This window comes from Microbacterium sp. SORGH_AS_1204 (genome assembly GCF_030818935.1).
Lineage (GTDB): Bacteria > Actinomycetota > Actinomycetes > Actinomycetales > Microbacteriaceae > Microbacterium.
The window spans coordinates 3,242,888-3,259,200 of record NZ_JAUTBD010000001.1 but is presented as its reverse complement, the minus strand read 5'-3'; the positions used below and the strand labels follow the sequence as shown (position 1 = coordinate 3,259,200).

The following is a 16,313-nucleotide window of genomic DNA, read 5'->3' as shown; positions in this document are numbered from 1 at the left end:
TCAGGCACTCTCTTTCGATGCAGCGGATCGCTGCAGGTCTTCTCGGGTCGGGGGGTCCATGCCCTCGCGCCCGACCGTGATCGCGGCGGCCGCCGCGGCACGTCGGAGGAGGGGAGGCAGGGTGGCGTCGTCGAGCGCGTGCACCGCGGCGCGCAGCTCGGCGGTGTCGCCGGCGATGTTCAGGATGCCGTCGAGCAGCGTCCCCATGAAGGTGTCGCCGGCGCCGACGGTGTCGACCACGCGGGTCGCGACGGCGGGGATCTCGACCGTGGCGTGGGCGGTGACGCCGAGAGAACCGGCATCCCCGTCGGTGATGACGGCGAGACCTGTGCCCAGCGCGACCCACTCGCGCGCCACCTCGAGGGGGGCGACACCGGGATACAGCCACGCGGCGTCTTCGGCGCTCGCCTTGACGACATCGCTCAGCGCGACGAGCGCCTCGACGCGCGCGCGGGCGTCGGCGACACCGCCGGTGAGGGCGGGTCGGATGTTGGGGTCGTAACTGACCAGCGCGGTGGCGCGGGCGCGCTCAGCGGCCGCGCGCACCTCGTCGGCGCCCGGTGCGAGGGTCGCCGCGACCGATCCGGTGTGGAAGATGCGCGCGGCGGGCACCTCGACGGGCTCGGGGAGCACCCAGTCGATGTCGAAGTCGTAGGTCGCGTTGCCGAGGGCGTCGATCACCGCGTTGGCGGTGGCCGTGCGCTCAGGCGAACCGGCCGAGTGGAGCGCGACTGCGGATGCCGAGAGCCAGTCGTTCAGCGCCCGGCCGCGCTCGTCGTCGGCGACGCGGGCCACCAGGGCGGTGTCGCGACCCAGCCGTCCCAGTGCGACGGTGACGTTGGCGGGGCTTCCGCCGGGGCGCTCGGCCGCCCCGGCGGAAGTGGTGACGATGTCGATGAGTGCTTCGCCGAGCACGACGACATCGAGTTGACGGCTCATCCCTTGACCCCCGATGCGGCGATGCTGCTGACGAATGCGCGCTGGAACACCAGGAACACGATCAGCACGGGCAGGGTGATGAGCGAGGTGTAGGCCATGACCTCACCCCACGCGGTGTTGAGCTGGAAGAAGTACTGCATGCCGACCATGACGGGTCGCAGCTCCTCCTTCTGCACGACCATGAGGGGCCAGAGGTACTGGTTCCACGCGGGCAGGAAGGTCAGGATCGCCACCGTCGCGAAGGCGGGGCCCGACAGGGGCACGATGATGCGGCGGTAGATCGTGAACCAGCTCGCCCCGTCGATGCGCGCCGCCTCGTCGAGGGACTGCGGGATGGTGGAGAAGTACTGCGCGAACAGGAAGATCGAGAAGGCGTTCGCGATGAACGGCACGATCTGCACCTCGTATGTGTTCAGCCAACCGAAGTCGTACTTCAGCACGCCGCCCTCCATGACGAGGGTCGGCAGCTGGTTGACCCAGTAGACCATGGGTACGGCGATCGTCTCGAACGGCACGATGAGGGTCGCGATGATGAGGGCGAGCACGACGACCCGACCCTTCCACCGCAGGCGGGAGAGGGCGAAACCGGCGAGCGAGTTCACGATCAGACCGAGCCCCACGGTGAGCACCGTGACGAGGATCGAGTTGAACAGGAACTGCGCCACCGGCACGCGGTCGAAGACGCCGAAGTAGTTGTCGAGGCTGATCTCGCCGGTGGGCAGGAACGCCGCGGGCGAGTTGATGTCGCGGAGGATCTGCGCGTCGGGCTTGAGGCTCGAGACGAACATGAACACCAGCGGGAAGAGGAAGAACACCGCGAGGATCGACATCGACACGTACGTGAGGATGCGGCCGTTGCGGCCCTCCGACGAGCGGGTGCGCGTGCGGCCGGACGAGGTCTGACGTGCGGGGCGCGCGACGCGGGAGGCGCCTCCGGGGCGCTCGAGGGTGCTGGTCATGTCAGTTCTTCTCTCGGGTCAACCAGCGCTGGATGAGCGCGATGATGAGCACGGCGACGAAGAACAGCAGCGAGATGGAGGCGGCGTAGCCGATCTCCTGCTGCTCGTAGCCCTTGCGCACGGCGTGGAACACGACGGTCGACGTCGAGTTCAGGGGACCGCCCTGGGTCATCACGTCGACCTGCACGAACAGGCCGAGGGCGGCGATGGTGATCGTGACGAGGACGAACACCATGGTGGGGCGCAGGCCCGGCCACGTGACGTTGGTGAACTGACGCCAGCGGCTCGCGCCGTCCATGCGGGCGGCCTCGTAGAGCTCTTCGGGGATGGTCTGGAGGCCCGCGAGCCAGATGATCATGTGGAAGCCGACGGCCTGCCAGATCGAGAGCACGATGATGGCGGGCAGCGCCGTGCTCGGGTCGTTCAGCCAGTCGGCGCCCTGCAGCGCGCCGAAGGTGAGCGTGTCGATCATCGAGTTGATGAGGCCGTCGCTCTGGTACATGAAGCGCCACAGGATCGACACGACGACGATCGAGGTGACGACGGGGATGAAGAAGACGACGCGGAAGAACGTGGTTCCCCGCAGTCGCTGGTTCACCAGCACCGCGAGCAGCAGACCGAGGCCCGCCTGGACGGGGACCACGACCAGCGCGAACAGGAAGGTGTTCAGCGCAGACTGCAGGAACACCGGGTCGGCGGTGAAGGCCCGGAAGAAGTTGTCGAGTCCGACGAAGCGCGGCGGGTTCGGCGAGATCAGGCGGGCGTTGGTGAACGACAGCGTGAAGGCCAGCAGCACCGGGACGATCAGGAAGAGCAGGAGCAGGAGGGCTGCGGGGGCCATCATCGCCAGGCCCGCCCACGTCTCGCGTCCGCGGGAGGAGCGGAAGCGGCTGAGGGATCGGCGCGGCTGCTTCGCCGCGGCGACCGGAGGAGACACGGTCATCAGGTTCTTCTTTCGCGGGTCGCGGTGGGGGCCCGGGAGGGGCCCCCACCGCTGGGCGCGGCGTTACTTCGCGCCGTAGCCGTCGTTGGACTCGATGTTGGTGTCGATCTCGGTGACCGCGGCATCCAGAGCCGACTGCACGTCGGCGCCGTTCATGATGTCTTTGGCCGCCGTCTCGAACGTGGTCGAGATCACCGCGTAGGCGGGGGTCTCGGGACGAAGCACCGCGTATTCCTTCGAGAACTCCGCGAACGCACGCAGGGCGCCGTCGGTGGAGTTGAAGTACTTCGACGCCTCGGTGGCCGCCTCGGTGGCGGGGATTACGAGCTGCTCGTCGGCGAACTGGGTGATGTACTTGTCGTCGAAGCTGAACTCCAGGTACTCGCGCGCGCCCTCGGGGTCGCTGCACGAGGCCGAGATGCCCCACTGCCACGAACCGCCACCGATCTTGGGGCCGTTGCCGAGGTCCGGCGGCGGGAGGATCAGCAGGTCGTCGCCGACGGCATCCACCGACGCGAGACCGTTCCACACACCGGTGTAGCTGAGCGCGACCTCACCGTCGACGAACTCCTGGTTGCCCACGGTGCCGCCGCTGTTGGCGTAGCCCTTCTTGAACAGGTCCTGGAACCAGGTGCCCCACTTCACGGCATCCGGGCCGTTCAGCGCGCCGTCGGCCGACAGCATGGTGTCGCGGTCGATGAGGTCGCCGCCGAAGCTCTGCAGGAACGGCGAGTAGGCGTAGGGCCACCACTCGCCCTTGTCCTCGGCGCCGAGGTCGATGGGGGTGTCGTAGCCGGCGGCCTTCAGGGTCGCCAGCGCCGTGTCGAATTCGGCGGCGGTCCAGGGCTGCTCGATGGTGGGGATGCGGATGCCGTTGGCGTCGAGCACCGACTTGCGGGCGAAGATGCCGAGCGCGGCATCCCAGTAGCCGGCCGAGTAGATCTCGTCGTTGTACTTTCCGACTGCGGTGGGGAGGAGCTTGTCGGTGATGTCGCTGGAGATGTTCAGCGGCTGCAGGTAGTTGGCCCACGCCCAGTTGGGCATGATCGGGCCGTCGAGGTCGAGCAGGCACGGCAGGTCGCCCGAGGCCGCCGCCGCGACGATCGCGTCGTTGTACGCGCCCTGCGGGAACGACTCGGTCTTGACCTCGTACTTCTCCTGCGAGGCGTTGAAGTCTTCGATGATCTGCTCGTAGACCGCGAGCTCGGCGGGGTTGCCGGCCGAGTGGGTCCACATGGTGAGCACGGTCCGACCGTCTTCGGTCGTCGCGCCACCTTGCCCTGCCTGGCCGCAGCCGGTCAGCGCGAGCGCTGCGACGACACCGGTCGCGGCGAGCGGGATGAAGGACTTCTTCATCGGGTTCCTTTCGAGTGGGCGGCGACATCGCTGTCGCCATAGAGGGGGGCCGCGGGGTGCGGCGTCAGTCCGTGACCCGGGGTTCCCGCGCGCTGCCGAGGGGCGCGGGAGGGCCGACGGAAGCCCGACGGACGATCGGGCAGTCCATGAGGTGGGGGGAATCAGTGTCCGCCTCGCGGAGGCCGAGGGCGACCTCCATGGCCCAGCGGCCCATGGCCGCGTGGGGGAGCGAGACGGTGGTCAGGGGCGGATCGAGCTCTGCCGCGACCAGCTGCTGGTCGTCATAGCCGACGATGGACAGGTCTTCGGGAATGCGGATGCCGTGGCGGTGCGCCCACATCACGACGCCGGCCGCGATGCGGTCGTTGAAGGCGAAGATGCCGGTGGGGCGCTCGTCTTCGGGGAGGGCCATGAGTTCGGCGATCGCGCCCTGACCGCCCGCGGCGGAGGTCTCGGCGAACACGTGCAGCGAGGCGTCGGGTTCGACGCCGGCCTCGGCGAGCACGTCGATGTAGCCCTGCAGGCGCAGCTGGGCGGCGACCGGGCGGTCGGCGTCGCCGTCGTCGATGTAGGCGATGCGGGTGTGGCCGGCGTCGACGAGCTCCTGCGTGGCGGCGCGGCCACCGGCGTAGTCGTCGGGTACGACGGCCGGGTAGCCGCCGCCCTCGGGGCGGCAGTCGAGGAAGACCGTGCCGCGGGGGAGTCCGGCGGGTGCCGGCATGACCCGGTGGTACATCGAGGCGTAGACCATGCCGTCGACGCGGTGGTTGACGAGGGTGGAGATCGCGTCGGACTCGATCTCGGGATGGCCGTCGGTGTCGACGAGGATGACGAGCCGGCCGTTCTCGCGGGCGACCTCCTGGGCCCCGGCGAGCATGCGTCCGGCGAAGGGGGTCGTGGCGATGCGGTCGGAGACGAGGCCGATGGTGCCGGTGACGCGGGTGCGCAGGCTCCGGGCGATCGGGTTGGGCGAGTAGCCGACCTCGTCGGCGACGCGGCGGACCCGCTCTTTGGTCTCGTCGGAGATGCGGGACTCGGCGTCGTTCAGCACGAGAGACACGGTCGCGGGGGAGACTCCGGCCGCTTTCGCGACGTCGGCGAGACGCACTCGAGTCATCGCTCCACCCTCCGTTGGATAATCGATTTACCTTGCCGATAAAACGATTTATCAGCGACCGAGATCAGTGTGGGGTCTGGGATGCCACGGTGTCAAGTAACGGAACGGCAACGGTGTTCGCGGCGTCGGTCCGCGGCATCCCGATTCCCGGCGGCGGTGGGGCCCGCGGAGCGCCGTCACGCGGAGTCGGGCCTGGACATGCCGTGAAGGACCGGCGCCGGTTTTCTTCGCCGAGACCGTATCCGATTATCCAGACCGCAGCCGTTCGGCGGCAATCACGTGCGGCTTCGGCAAACGGATGCGACCTCGGCGAGGTGCGCGCGGTGACGGGCGCGCCCCGCGAGGGCGCGCCCGGCGTCAGGCGGGGTCGCCGCCGAGCGGCCCCACCGCCGGGATCGGGCCGCCGTCGTCGGCGCCGGTCTTGCGGGCGCGGGCGATGGCGTTGCCGAGGTGGTAGATCACCAGGGCAGCGACCGAGCCGAGCACGATGGCGCCGAGCTGGAACTGCCCGAACTGCATCGAGAAGCCGGCGATCGCCATCACCAGCGATACGGCGCCGGTGTACTGGTTGACCGGGCGTGAGAAGTCCACGCGGTTGTCGACCCAGATCTTGATGCCGATGATGCCGATCAGGCCGTACAGCGCCGTCGTCACGCCACCGAGAACCCCGGGCGGGATGGTGTTGAACACCGCGCCGACCTTGGGCGAGAGGCTGAGCAGGATCGCGGTGAGACCGGCGACCCAGTACACGGCGGTCGAGTACACGCGCGTGGCCGCCATGACGCCGATGTTCTCGCCGTACGTGGTGGTGCCCGAGCCGCCGAACGAGCCCGCGAGCGTCGTGGCCACGCCGTCGGCGATGAGGGCGCGACCGGTGGAGCGGTTGGCGGTGGCATCCGTCATCGCGGCGACTCCGCGCACGTGACCGACGTTCTCGGCCACGAGCACCAGCACCACGGGCAGGAACATCGCGATGACCGACCACGTGCCCGCCGACGCGAAGTCGGGGAAGTGCAACTCGGGCAGACCGAGCCAGGGGGCGGCCCCGACCGCGGCGAAGTCGATGAGCGTCTCACCGGTCGCGGCCTGGATGAGCACGGTTGCGATGTAGCCGACGATGACGCCGAGGAAGATCGAGATGCGTCCGAGGAAGCCGCGGAACAGCACGCTGAACAGGATGACGGCGATCAGCGTGATCGTTGCGGGCAGGGGCTGCAGCTGGAAGCTCGCCCAGGCCACGGGTGCCAGGTTGAAACCGATCAGCGCCACGATCGCACCGGCGACGACGGGCGGCATGACCTTGTCGACCCAGCCGAGGCCGGCGAACTGCACGATGAACCCGACCGCCGCCAGCAGCACGCCGACGGCGACGATGCCCGCGAGCGCCGAGCCCGTGCCGGCCATGGTCGTGGCGGCGGTGATCGGCGCGATGAACGCGAACGACGAGCCCAGGTAGCTGGGGAGGCGGTTCTGGGTGATCAGCAGGAACAGCAGGGTGCCGACGCCCGAGAACAGCAGCGTCGTCGACACGGGGAAGTCGGTGAGCACCGGCACGAGGAACGTCGCGCCGAACATCGCGATGACGTGCTGGAGTCCGATCGCGACCGTGGCACCCCAGGTGAGGCGCTCGCCGGGGGCGACGACGGCCCCGGGTTCGACGGTGCGCCCGTTGCCGTGCAGCTTCCAGCGGAACATGTGTCTCCTTGGGTCGGGGGTCCCTTCGACAGGCTCAGGGACCGATTGCGGAGGGCCGGTGGCTGAGCCTGTCGAAGCCTCCGCCGGTGGCTGAGCGCTTCGAAGCCTCAGGCCGGGGGTCCCTTCGACAGGCTCAGGGACCGATTGCGGAGGGCCGGTGGCTGAGCCTGTCGAAGCCTCCGCCGGTGCGGGGTCAGGCCGTGAGCAGGCGCAACAGCTCGGCGTAGCGGTCGCGGGTGCGCTCGACGATCTCATCGGGGAGCGCGGGGGGCTCGCCCTGCTTGTCCCAGTTCTCGGCGAGCCAGTTGCGCACGATCTGCTTGTCGAAGCTCGCCATGCGTTCAGCGGGGGTGGTTCCGGTGCGCCAGGCGTCGGCATCCCAGTACCTCGACGAGTCCGAGGTGAGCACCTCGTCGGCCAGCGTCAGCACGCCGTCGGCGTCGAAGCCGAACTCGAACTTCGTGTCGGCCAGGATCAGTCCGTGCGCCTCGGCGGTCGCCGACGCCCGACGGTAGATCGCGAGCGAGAGGTCGCGCAGCGCCGCGGCGGTCTCGGCGCCGACGATCTCGACCGACCGCTCGAACGTGATGTTCTCGTCGTGCTCGCCCATCGGGGCCTTGAACGCGGGCGTATACAGGGGCTCCGGCAGGCGGTCGCCGTCGTGCAGGCCCTCGGGGAGGGGGATGCCGCACACCGTTCCCTCGGCGCGATACTCGGCCCAGCCCGAGCCGGTGAGGTAGCCGCGCACCACGCACTCGATCGGCTGCATGTCGAGCGAGCGCACGAGCATGGCGCGCCCCTGCACGGCATCCGGGATCAGCGTGACGGCGTCGTCGCCGGCGAGGGCGTGGTCGGGCACGAGGTGGTTCGGGATCGAGCGACCGCCGTCGCCGCCGGCGAGCTGATCGAACCACCACAGGCTCAGCGTCGTCAGCAGCACGCCCTTGTCGGGGATGCCCGGAGAGAGCACGTGGTCGAAGGCGCTGACACGGTCGCTGGCGACGACGAGCAGGTGCGCGGGGGGCGCGCCCTCGGCCGTGTCAGCGGGGACGTACAGGTCGCGCACCTTGCCGGAATAGGTGTGGCGCCAGCCGGGAAGCTCGAGCGGGGGAGCGGAGGTCACCCGCTCATTATCGCGGGTGCGGCGGGCGCGCACCGGCGCGGATTGTGTCACACGCCCCGGCCGGGCGCCCGCCCCTGGGGCGGCTCGACGGCCCTGAGTAGCCTCGATGGAATGACCGAGGCATCGAGCGACTCCACGGCATCCATCGATCCGCACCTCGGGAGTCGTCACAAGACGATCCGCGGGTGGGTGTTCTGGCCCGCGGCCGGCATCGCCCTGGCCTTCATCGCATTCGCGATGGTGTTCCCGGATGCCGCCGAGGCGACGTTCGGGGCGGTGCAGACCACGATCGTCTCCGCCTTCAACTGGTATTACGTGCTGATCGCTGCGTTCTTCGTGGTCTTCGCACTGACCATGGGCTTCAGCCGGTTCGGCGGCATCAAACTCGGCAAGGACGACGACGAGCCCGAATTCTCGACGATGTCGTGGTTCTCGCTGCTGTTCGCCGCCGGCATGGGCATCGGTCTCGTCTTCTACGGCGTGAGCGAGCCGCTGAGCCACTTCATCGATCCGCGGCCCGGTGTCGAGGGGACGCCGAACCAGCTGGCGCAGCAGGCCATGTCGCAGACGTTCCTGCACTGGGGCGTGCACGCCTGGTCGATCTACGTCGTCATCGGCCTCGCCCTCGCGTATGCGTTCCACCGCCGCAAGCGTCCCCGCACGATCCGGTGGGCGCTGGAACCGATCCTCGGCGCCCGCCTCGTGCAGGGAGCCTGGGGCAACGCCGTCGATGTCGCCGCGCTGGTGGGGACGCTCTTCGGTGTCGCCACCTCGCTCGGCCTCGGCGTCATCCAGATCAGCGCCGGGCTCGACTACCTCGGCGTGGTGTCGCCGTCGGTGATCAGCGAGGCGATCATCGTCGGGATCATCACGGGCTTCGTGTTGTTCTCGGTGCTCTCGGGCGTCGGCAAGGGCATGAAGTGGCTGTCGAACATCAACCTCGTGCTCGCCGGTGTGCTGATGCTCTACCTGCTGTTCACCGGTCCCACCGAGTTCCTCCTGCGCGACGTCGTGCAGTCGATCGGCAATTACGTCCAGAACTTCGTCGGCCTCTCGTTCACCACGAGCGCGTACTCGGGCGAAGAGGGGGTGGCCTGGCAGGGAGCGTGGACCGCGTTCTACTGGGGCTGGTGGATCTCGTGGGCACCCTTCGTCGGCATCTTCATCGCGCGCATCTCGCGCGGACGCACGGTGCGCGAGTTCGTCACCGGAGTGATCCTGGTGCCCACGCTCGTCGGCATCCTGTGGTTCACGGTGCTGGGCGGCACCGCGATCTACGGCGAGCTGACCGGCACGGTGTCCTTGGTCGGCGCCGACGGCTCGGTCAACGTGTCGACGGCGCTGTTCCAAATGCTCCAGGGTGTGCCCGGGCCGGTCGTGCTGTCGGTCGGGTTCCTCATCTTGATCGGGATCTTCTTCGTCACCTCGGCCGACTCCGGCGCGCTGGTGATGGGCATGATCGCCACGGGCGGCGAGGAGGAGCCCAAGCGGTGGGTGCGCATCTTCTTCACCCTCGCGACCTCGCTCATCGCCTTCGCCCTGCTGCTGGCGGGTGGCCTCACCGCCCTGCAGACCGCCGCGATCAGCATCGCGCTGCCGTTCAGCGTCGTGCTGCTCGCCATCTGCGGGGCGACGGTCGTGGCGTTCCGCCGCGAGCTGCGGGCCTACGACAAGGCCGAGCGCGCGCAGTTGCGCGACTCCATCGGCGAGCACTACGGCCTCGAGGTCGAGGAGCCCAACCAGCGCGGGATCTTCGGCATCCCGATGCCGTGGGGCCGGACCCGCGGGGCGACGCCGGCCGAGGGTGTCACCAGGGAGGCCGGCCTCTGAACGAGCGCCGCGGCGGTGGGGCCGCGGCGCTTCCGATGGACGGTTTCCATCTCGCGAACGCCTCGCTCGATCGGCTCGATCGTCGTGAGCGCAAGGGAGCGCTGGACACCTTCGACGGATGGGGGTTCCTCGCTCTCCTGCGTCGTGTGCGAGACGAGACGGATCACACGGTCTACGCGCCGAGCTTCCGGCGCGAGGTCGACGAGGGGGTCGCGGGAGAGATCGCGATCGAACCGGCGGCGCGCATCGTCGTCGTGGAGGGGAACTATCTGCTCGTCGAGGACGAGCCGTGGGGGCGAGTCCGGGGGGCGCTCGACGAGGTCTGGTTCTGCGAGACACCGTCGACGGAACGCGAGACGCGACTGATCGACCGCCATATCCGGGGCGGGCGTACGCCCGAAGCGGCGGCCGCCTGGGCGCGCGAGGTCGACGGGGTCAATGCGGTCGTGATCGAGGCCACTCGCTCACGCGCCGACCTGATCGTGTCGGGTACGACGGGCGAGGTGCTCGTCGGCGATTGATCGTCGCCACACAGACGCCCCGTGCCATTGCGGCGCGGGGCGTCGTGGTGTTCGCACCGCCTCGCCGTCGACGCTCGGGCGTCGATCGTCCTGACGATTCCCGTGTCGGCGAACGGCATCGGCCACGCGCGCGGGGTGGGTGCGTGTCGAGAAGGGCGTATAGTCCAGGTGGACTAGTCGAAACGGACCATGAGGAGGACGAATGCCGGAACGCACGCGCCTCACTCCGCTCGCCGTCATGATTCTCGCCACCCTCCGCGAGGGCGACATGCACCCCTATGAGCTCATGCGCCTGCTCAAAGAGCGGCGCGACGATCGCCTCGTCCCCCTGCAGAAGGGCACGATCTACCACACGGTGGCCCGGCTGGAACGCCACGGTCTGCTCGCCGAGGTCGGTGTCGACCGGGAGGGCAACCGCCCCGAGCGGACCACGTACACCGTGCTGCCTGCCGGCGACCGGGCCGTCGAGAAGTGGGTACGCGCCGAGCTTCCCCGGATCGACCGGGCGAGCGAGTTCCGCGTCGCCCTCTCCGAGGCTCACAACCTCGAGCGCGACGAGGTCGTCGCCCTGCTCGACCAGCGCCGCGCGCTCCTCACCGCGTCGATCGACGAGCACCGCACGGGGCTCGAAGTCGCGACCGCGCGCGGAACCCCCGAGCAATTCCTCGTCGAGCTGCAACGCCAAGCCGCGCTGCTCGACGCCGAACTCGCGTGCCAGGACTCCCTGCGCGCGCGTCTCGTCGATCGGTCGCTGCCCTGGGGCATCGCCGAGATTCCCGAACACATCCAGAAGAAGCATCGCGTCTCAAAGGAGACCACCCCATGACCGATTCCCGCGCCGCCTCCGCGGCATCCCCGTCCTCCGGGTCGATCCGCACCGGATCGTTCACGACCCCCGCCAAGAGCCCCTGGCCCGCCCTCTGGGCGCTGGTCATCGGGTTCTTCATGATCCTGGTCGACACCACGATCGTCTCGGTCGCCAACCCCGCCATCAAGGCCGCGCTCGACCCGAACACCAACAACCTCGACAACGTCGTGTGGGTCACCAGCGCCTACCTGCTGACGTACGCCGTGCCCCTGCTCATCACCGGCCGGCTCGGCGACCGCTTCGGCCCGAAGAACGTCTACCTCGCGGGTCTGGCGCTCTTCACCCTCGCCTCCCTCGCGTGCGGCCTGTCGTCGTCGCTCGAGATGCTCATCGTCGCCCGCGCCGTGCAGGGCCTGGGTGCCGCTCTGGTCACCCCGCAGACCATGGCCGTCATCACCCGCACGTTCCCGCCGCAGCGCCGAGGGGCTGCAATGGGCCTCTGGGGAGCGACCGCCGGCGTGGCCGTGCTGGTGGGGCCCCTCGCGGGCGGCCTGCTCGTCGACGGCCTCGGCTGGGAGTGGATCTTCTTCATCAACATCCCCGTGGGTGTCATCGGATTCATCGCGGCGCTCATCCTCGTGCCGCAGCTGCCCCGCACCGCGCACAAGTTCGACATCCTCGGTGTCGTGTTGAGCGCCATCGGCCTGTTCCTCATCGTGTTCGGCCTGCAGGAGGGCGAGCACTACGCCTGGGCGGCGTGGATCTGGCTCATGGTCGCCGCCGGTGTCGTGGTGATGGGCGTGTTCATCTGGACCCAGCGCCGCACGGGCGAACCGCTGGTGCCGCTCGAGCTGTTCCGTGATCGCAACTTCTCGGTCGCGAACCTCGCGATCGCCGCGGTCGGCTTCACCGTGACGAGCATGGCGTTGCCGCAGATGTTCTACCTGCAGCTCGCGCGCGGCCTCACGCCCACTGAGGCGGCGCTGCTGCTCGTGCCGCTCGCCATCCTGTCGGGTGTGCTCGCGCCCTTCGCCGGTAAGCTGCTCGACCGCACCGATCCGCGTTTCCTCCTCGTGCCGGGGCTGCTGCTGGTCGCGGGCTCCCTGGGCATCTACGTCGCCCTGATCCTCAACGACGCGCCCATCTGGGCGTTCCTCATCCCCTCGGCGCTCATGGGTGTCGGAAACGCCGGCATGTGGGGGCCGCTGGCCACCACCGCGACGCGCAACCTGCCGCCGCGCCAGGCCGGCGCCGGTGCGGGCATCTACAACACGACCCGCACCGTCGGCTCGGTCATCGGCTCGGCATCCATCGCCGCGTTCATGCAGGCCCGGCTCGAGGCGAACCTGCCGGGTGCCGCCGACGCGTCGGCGAGCTTCGGCGGGGGTTCGCTGCCGCCGCAGGTGGTGCAGGGCTTCTCGCAGGCGATGGGGCAGTCGCTGCTGCTCCCGGTGGCCGTGATCGTCGTGGGTCTCGTGGCCGTGCTGTTCATGCGGCGCCCCTCGGTGATCCGCCCCCACGGGTCTCCGCGTGACGCGGCTCCGGCGCAGGCGCAGGCCGCGCCGGCAGCGGCGGGCGAGTAGCAACGACTCGAGAACGCCGTCGTCCCGTCGAGGGGCGGCGGCGTTCGTCGTTCCCCGCAGGCGCGGGGCCAAACTATTGACTTATACGGCGCTATAGTCAAAATAGAGAACGGATGCCGCGACACGGTCGTCCACTCCCGCCCGACGACAGAAGGAGCCGACCTTGACCGCCACCGCTACCGCCCCGCGCCGTTCCGCCCCGATCGCCGCGCACCCCGCCGCCGCGTCCTGGCCCCGCACCGCCGGCATCCTGATCCTCGCCGGAGGGGTCATGCTCACCGGCGCCACCGCCCTCGAGGTCGGCGCCGACGTGGCGACCGATCCGGGGCCGGCGACCGCCTTCTGGGTGCTGTTCCTCGGCAGCGTGCTCGCCCAGATCGCCGCGATGTTCCCCCTCGCCCTCGGGCGCGGTGATGGCCATGGCGCCGTCGGCTCGTCGCTCGTCGGCAAGCTCGCGCTGCTCGGTTTCGGCGCGTTCCTGCTCGCCAACCACAGCCTCTACCTCGTCGTGACCTACCTCATGCCGACCGCGACGCCCGGCGTCGGCGCGATGGCCTTCGTGCTCGGCGTGAGTGCCGTGCAGGGCATGCTGCTCGTGTTCGGCGGCGTCGTCATCGCCCGGGCGGGGGTGCTTCGCGGCGCTGCGCGCTGGGCGATCCTCGTCCTCTCGCTCGTCGGCTTCGCCCTCGGCGCCGTCGTCTCCGATCCCTCGAACGGGGTGCTGACCGACGTCATGTACTTCGTTTCGACCGGGGCGCAGATCGTCGCGGGCATCCTCATCGCGCGGGCGACCCTCAGCGCCGCGAAGTAGCGTTTGCGACGTGCCCCGCAGCTATCACTCCCCCCGGCGGCAGGCGGATGCCGCCGCCACCCGCGCGAACATCGTCGATGCGGCGGCCCGTCTGTTCATCCGCGACGGATACGTGGCCACCTCGATCAAGGCGATCGCCGCCGAGGCGGGGGTGTCGGTTCCGACGGTGCACCTCAACGGCCCCAAGCACTCGCTGCTGATCGCCGCTTTCGAGCGCACGTTCGCGGGCGATGAGGGACGGCATTCCCTCGCGGAGCGGCCCGAACTCGTCGCGATCATGGGCGAGTCCGACACCGACACGGCCATCGCGCGATACGTCGAGTTCCTCATCGACGCGAATCACCGCTCCGCCGCCATCGTGCGGGCCATGCTCGCCGCCGCCGACAGTGACGAGGAGGTGCGCGCGGCTTACGAAGATCTCGAGCAGCGCCGCCACCGCGACATGACCATCGCGGCCGGCTGGTTCCTGCAGCGCGACCGCATCCGCGTCGACCAGGTCGCTCTCGCGGCCGATGTCCTGGGGCTCATCACCGGACCCGACCCCTGGACGCACTTCACCGTCGCCCGCGGGTGGCCCGTCGACGCCTACCGGTCGTGGCTCACGGCCCAGCTGATCCGCCTCTCCGACAATCTCGCGTAGTCGTCCTCCGTCGCCCGGCGGAGGGCCTCCTCCCCGAAAGACAGAAGACATGACCCGATCCGCCCTGCTCTGCAGCATGCCCGCCGTCGGCCACGTCGGCCCTCTCCTCGTCGTCGCGACAGAGCTCCAGCGACGCGGATGGCGGGTGCGGATGCTCACCGGCGCCCGCTATCGACGGATGGTTCAGGATGCCGGCATCCCTTTCCTTCCGCTTCCGCCCGAGGCCGACACGCTCGACGGGATCGGCGCGGGCGACGACGAGCGCGACCGCGGCCTGGCCACCATCAACCGTGGGGTCGAACGGGCGTTCGTCGACCCCGCCGCGCCGGCGGCGATCGCGCTCGACGAGATCCTGCGTCACGAGCCCGCCGACGTCGTTCTGCATGACATGACCTTCCTCGGCGTGCAGACGCTGTTCGCGCGCCACCGGGCCGAACGTCCGCTGACGGTCCTGTGCGGCATCGGCCCCGCCGGGTTCTCCAGCCGCGACACGGCACCCTACGGGCTCGGCATCACCCCGCTCGCCACACCCGTGCTCAACCGGCTGCGCAACCGCATCCTGGGCGTCACGGCGAAAGCCGTGCTGCGGCCGGTGCACCGCTCGCTCGACGAGTTCCTCATCGGGGTGGGGGCGCCACCGCTCGACGGCGCGTTCTTCATGGATGCCCTGTCACGCAGCGACCTGCTCGCGCAGTTTACGGTCGCGGAGTTCGAGTACCGCCGCAGCGACGCACCCGCCCACCTGCGCTTCTACGGGCCGATGGCCACCGCCGCTGCGCACCCCACCCCCGCGCCGGCCTGGTTCGACGACCTCGACCCCGCCCTCCCTCTCGTTCACGTCACGCAAGGCACGGTCGCCAACACCGACTACAGCGAGGTGATCGAACCGACTCTCATCGCCCTGGCCGACCTGCCCGTGCAGGTCGCGGTGACGACGGGCGGGCGTCCCGTCGACACGCTGCCGATCCTCCCCGCGAACGCGTTCGCCGCCGCCTACCTGCCGTACGACGACCTCCTGGCCCGCACCAGCGTGCTCGTGACCAACGGCGGCTACGGCGGGTTGCATCACGCGATGCGCCACGGGGTGCCGATCGTCATCGCCGGCGACTCGGAGGACAAGGTCGAGACCTCCGCCCGCGTGCAGCACGCCCGCGTCGGGGTGAACCTGCGCACCGGACGCCCGACTCCGGATGCCGTGCGCTCGGCCGTCCAGCGCATCCTCGCCGATCCGGGTTACCGCACCAGGGCGCGACGCATCGGCGACGCCATCGCCGCCGCGCCGGGGGCCGCCGGCCTGGTCGACGACATCGAGGCGGTGCTGGCGGTTTCTGGCTGACATCCGGGCTTGGAGGCCTCCATTCCGGACGGGGGTCCCTGCCGCCGTCACTCCCGGCGCACGCACACCAGTGCGCCGACGGGTCGCGCGCCGCGCGTCTCGCGCGTATGCGTCTCGACGACGTCGAAGCCCGCGGCATCCACTCGCCGTCGCAGGTCCGCGACCGGCCACCGATAGGCCTCGGTGACGGCGTGGTCGAACGCCTCCACCTCCGACCCCGTGAAGAAGCCGACCAGCAGAGCGCCGCCCGGCCGGACAACGCGGGCGAACTCGCGGAGCGGTGTCTCGATCGAGGCCGGGTCGTGATGGATGGTCGAGAACCACGACAGGATGCCGCCGAGTGATGCGGGTGTCTCCTCGAGATCGTCGATGCTGCCGAGGCGGAAGGGGATGCCGGGATACGCCGCCGTCGCATGCGCGATGAACCGCGGCACGAGGTCGACGCCGCGCGCGTCGAGGCCCCGAGCGGCCAGGTGAGCGGTCCAGTGGCCCGGTCCGCATCCCGCGTCGAGGACCGGCCCGGTGAGGGTCGACGCCCACGTGTCGACGAGCTGGCGATCGGAGGGGTGGACGGCATCCATCGACCCGAGCAGGTCGATGTACTCGGCGGCTCGCGCGTCGTACGCAGCGGTGGCGGTCGGCACCGGTCGAG

General features: G+C 69.9%; 15 protein-coding genes. 7 read left to right on the top strand and 8 right to left on the bottom strand.

Annotated features, from left to right (window positions below):
- The 7 genes from QE410_RS15015 to QE410_RS14985 all read right to left on the bottom strand — a co-directional run bounded on the left by QE410_RS15015 (nt 1) and on the right by QE410_RS14985 (nt 8,132).
- Nucleotides 1–939 carry a PfkB family carbohydrate kinase gene (locus tag QE410_RS15015; protein ID WP_307333479.1) on the bottom strand — a complete coding sequence of 313 codons (939 nt, stop codon included), beginning with the start codon at nt 937–939 and terminating at the stop codon, nt 1–3.
- Nucleotides 936–1,898 carry a carbohydrate ABC transporter permease gene (locus tag QE410_RS15010; protein ID WP_307333477.1) on the bottom strand — a complete coding sequence of 321 codons (963 nt, stop codon included), beginning with the start codon at nt 1,896–1,898 and terminating at the stop codon, nt 936–938. Before QE410_RS15010 ends, QE410_RS15015 begins: the two co-directional genes overlap by 4 nt.
- Before the next feature lies 1 nt (nt 1,899).
- Entirely contained in the window at nt 1,900–2,841 is a 942-nt protein-coding gene (locus QE410_RS15005; RefSeq protein ID WP_307333475.1) for a carbohydrate ABC transporter permease, read from the bottom strand.
- Nucleotides 2,842–2,904: 63 nt separating this feature from the next.
- On the bottom strand, nt 2,905–4,197 hold the full coding sequence (locus tag QE410_RS15000) for an extracellular solute-binding protein (RefSeq protein WP_307333473.1): 1,293 nt from the start codon (nt 4,195–4,197) through the stop codon (nt 2,905–2,907).
- Between the two features lie 64 nt (nt 4,198–4,261).
- A complete protein-coding gene (locus QE410_RS14995; RefSeq protein ID WP_307333472.1) occupies nt 4,262–5,314 on the bottom strand; it encodes a LacI family DNA-binding transcriptional regulator in 1,053 nt (350 codons plus the stop codon).
- Between the two features lie 357 nt (nt 5,315–5,671).
- Nucleotides 5,672–7,009: a uracil-xanthine permease family protein gene (locus QE410_RS14990; protein ID WP_307333470.1), complete on the bottom strand. Its 1,338-nt coding sequence runs from the start codon at nt 7,007–7,009 to the stop codon at nt 5,672–5,674.
- 193 nt (nt 7,010–7,202) lie between these two features.
- Nucleotides 7,203–8,132: a phosphoribosylaminoimidazolesuccinocarboxamide synthase gene (locus QE410_RS14985; RefSeq protein ID WP_307333468.1), complete on the bottom strand. Its 930-nt coding sequence runs from the start codon at nt 8,130–8,132 to the stop codon at nt 7,203–7,205.
- A 111-nt stretch (nt 8,133–8,243) separates the two neighbouring features.
- On the opposite strand from QE410_RS14985, the gene QE410_RS14980 reads away from it, so the two are divergent.
- From QE410_RS14980 to QE410_RS14950, 7 genes are all read left to right on the top strand, one after another.
- Complete coding sequence (locus QE410_RS14980) at nt 8,244–9,962, top strand: BCCT family transporter (protein ID WP_307333466.1); 1,719 nt, start codon at nt 8,244–8,246, stop codon at nt 9,960–9,962.
- Nucleotides 9,963–9,997: 35 nt separating this feature from the next.
- Nucleotides 9,998–10,483 (top strand): nucleoside/nucleotide kinase family protein, encoded by a 486-nt coding sequence (locus QE410_RS14975; RefSeq protein WP_307333465.1) that lies wholly within the window; start codon nt 9,998–10,000, stop codon nt 10,481–10,483.
- A 202-nt stretch (nt 10,484–10,685) separates the two neighbouring features.
- Entirely contained in the window at nt 10,686–11,309 is a 624-nt protein-coding gene (locus QE410_RS14970; RefSeq protein ID WP_307333463.1) for a PadR family transcriptional regulator, read from the top strand.
- A complete protein-coding gene (locus tag QE410_RS14965) occupies nt 11,306–12,874 on the top strand; it encodes an MFS transporter (protein WP_307333461.1) in 1,569 nt (522 codons plus the stop codon). The genes QE410_RS14970 and QE410_RS14965 overlap by 4 nt, the downstream gene beginning before the upstream one ends.
- A 163-nt stretch (nt 12,875–13,037) precedes the next feature.
- Complete coding sequence (locus tag QE410_RS14960) at nt 13,038–13,685, top strand: hypothetical protein (RefSeq protein WP_307333459.1); 648 nt, start codon at nt 13,038–13,040, stop codon at nt 13,683–13,685.
- A gap of 10 nt (nt 13,686–13,695) precedes the next feature.
- Entirely contained in the window at nt 13,696–14,325 is a 630-nt protein-coding gene (locus tag QE410_RS14955) for a TetR/AcrR family transcriptional regulator (protein WP_307333457.1), read from the top strand.
- Between the two features lie 49 nt (nt 14,326–14,374).
- Entirely contained in the window at nt 14,375–15,661 is a 1,287-nt protein-coding gene (locus tag QE410_RS14950; RefSeq protein ID WP_307333455.1) for a glycosyltransferase, read from the top strand.
- Between the two features lie 47 nt (nt 15,662–15,708).
- On the opposite strand, the gene QE410_RS14945 is transcribed toward QE410_RS14950, so the two are convergent.
- Nucleotides 15,709–16,305, bottom strand: a complete 597-nt coding sequence (locus tag QE410_RS14945) for a class I SAM-dependent methyltransferase (RefSeq protein WP_307333454.1) — start codon at nt 16,303–16,305, stop codon at nt 15,709–15,711.
- Nucleotides 16,306–16,313: the final 8 nt, after the last annotated feature.

What these genes read in the sequence shown, in the direction of transcription:
- QE410_RS14990 (WP_307333470.1), bottom strand. Translation starts at nt 7,009, where the DNA reads ATGTTCCGCTGGAAGCTGCACGGCAACGGGCGCACCGTCGAACCCGGG.
- QE410_RS14950 (WP_307333455.1), top strand. Translation starts at nt 14,375, where the DNA reads ATGACCCGATCCGCCCTGCTCTGCAGCATGCCCGCCGTCGGCCACGTC.
- QE410_RS14970 (WP_307333463.1), top strand. Translation starts at nt 10,686, where the DNA reads ATGCCGGAACGCACGCGCCTCACTCCGCTCGCCGTCATGATTCTCGCC.
- QE410_RS15010 (WP_307333477.1), bottom strand. Translation starts at nt 1,898, where the DNA reads ATGACCAGCACCCTCGAGCGCCCCGGAGGCGCCTCCCGCGTCGCGCGC.
- QE410_RS15015 (WP_307333479.1), bottom strand. Translation starts at nt 939, where the DNA reads ATGAGCCGTCAACTCGATGTCGTCGTGCTCGGCGAAGCACTCATCGAC.
- QE410_RS14975 (WP_307333465.1), top strand. Translation starts at nt 9,998, where the DNA reads ATGGACGGTTTCCATCTCGCGAACGCCTCGCTCGATCGGCTCGATCGT.
- QE410_RS14965 (WP_307333461.1), top strand. Translation starts at nt 11,306, where the DNA reads ATGACCGATTCCCGCGCCGCCTCCGCGGCATCCCCGTCCTCCGGGTCG.
- QE410_RS14980 (WP_307333466.1), top strand. Translation starts at nt 8,244, where the DNA reads ATGACCGAGGCATCGAGCGACTCCACGGCATCCATCGATCCGCACCTC.
- QE410_RS14995 (WP_307333472.1), bottom strand. Translation starts at nt 5,314, where the DNA reads ATGACTCGAGTGCGTCTCGCCGACGTCGCGAAAGCGGCCGGAGTCTCC.
- QE410_RS15000 (WP_307333473.1), bottom strand. Translation starts at nt 4,197, where the DNA reads ATGAAGAAGTCCTTCATCCCGCTCGCCGCGACCGGTGTCGTCGCAGCG.
- QE410_RS15005 (WP_307333475.1), bottom strand. Translation starts at nt 2,841, where the DNA reads ATGACCGTGTCTCCTCCGGTCGCCGCGGCGAAGCAGCCGCGCCGATCC.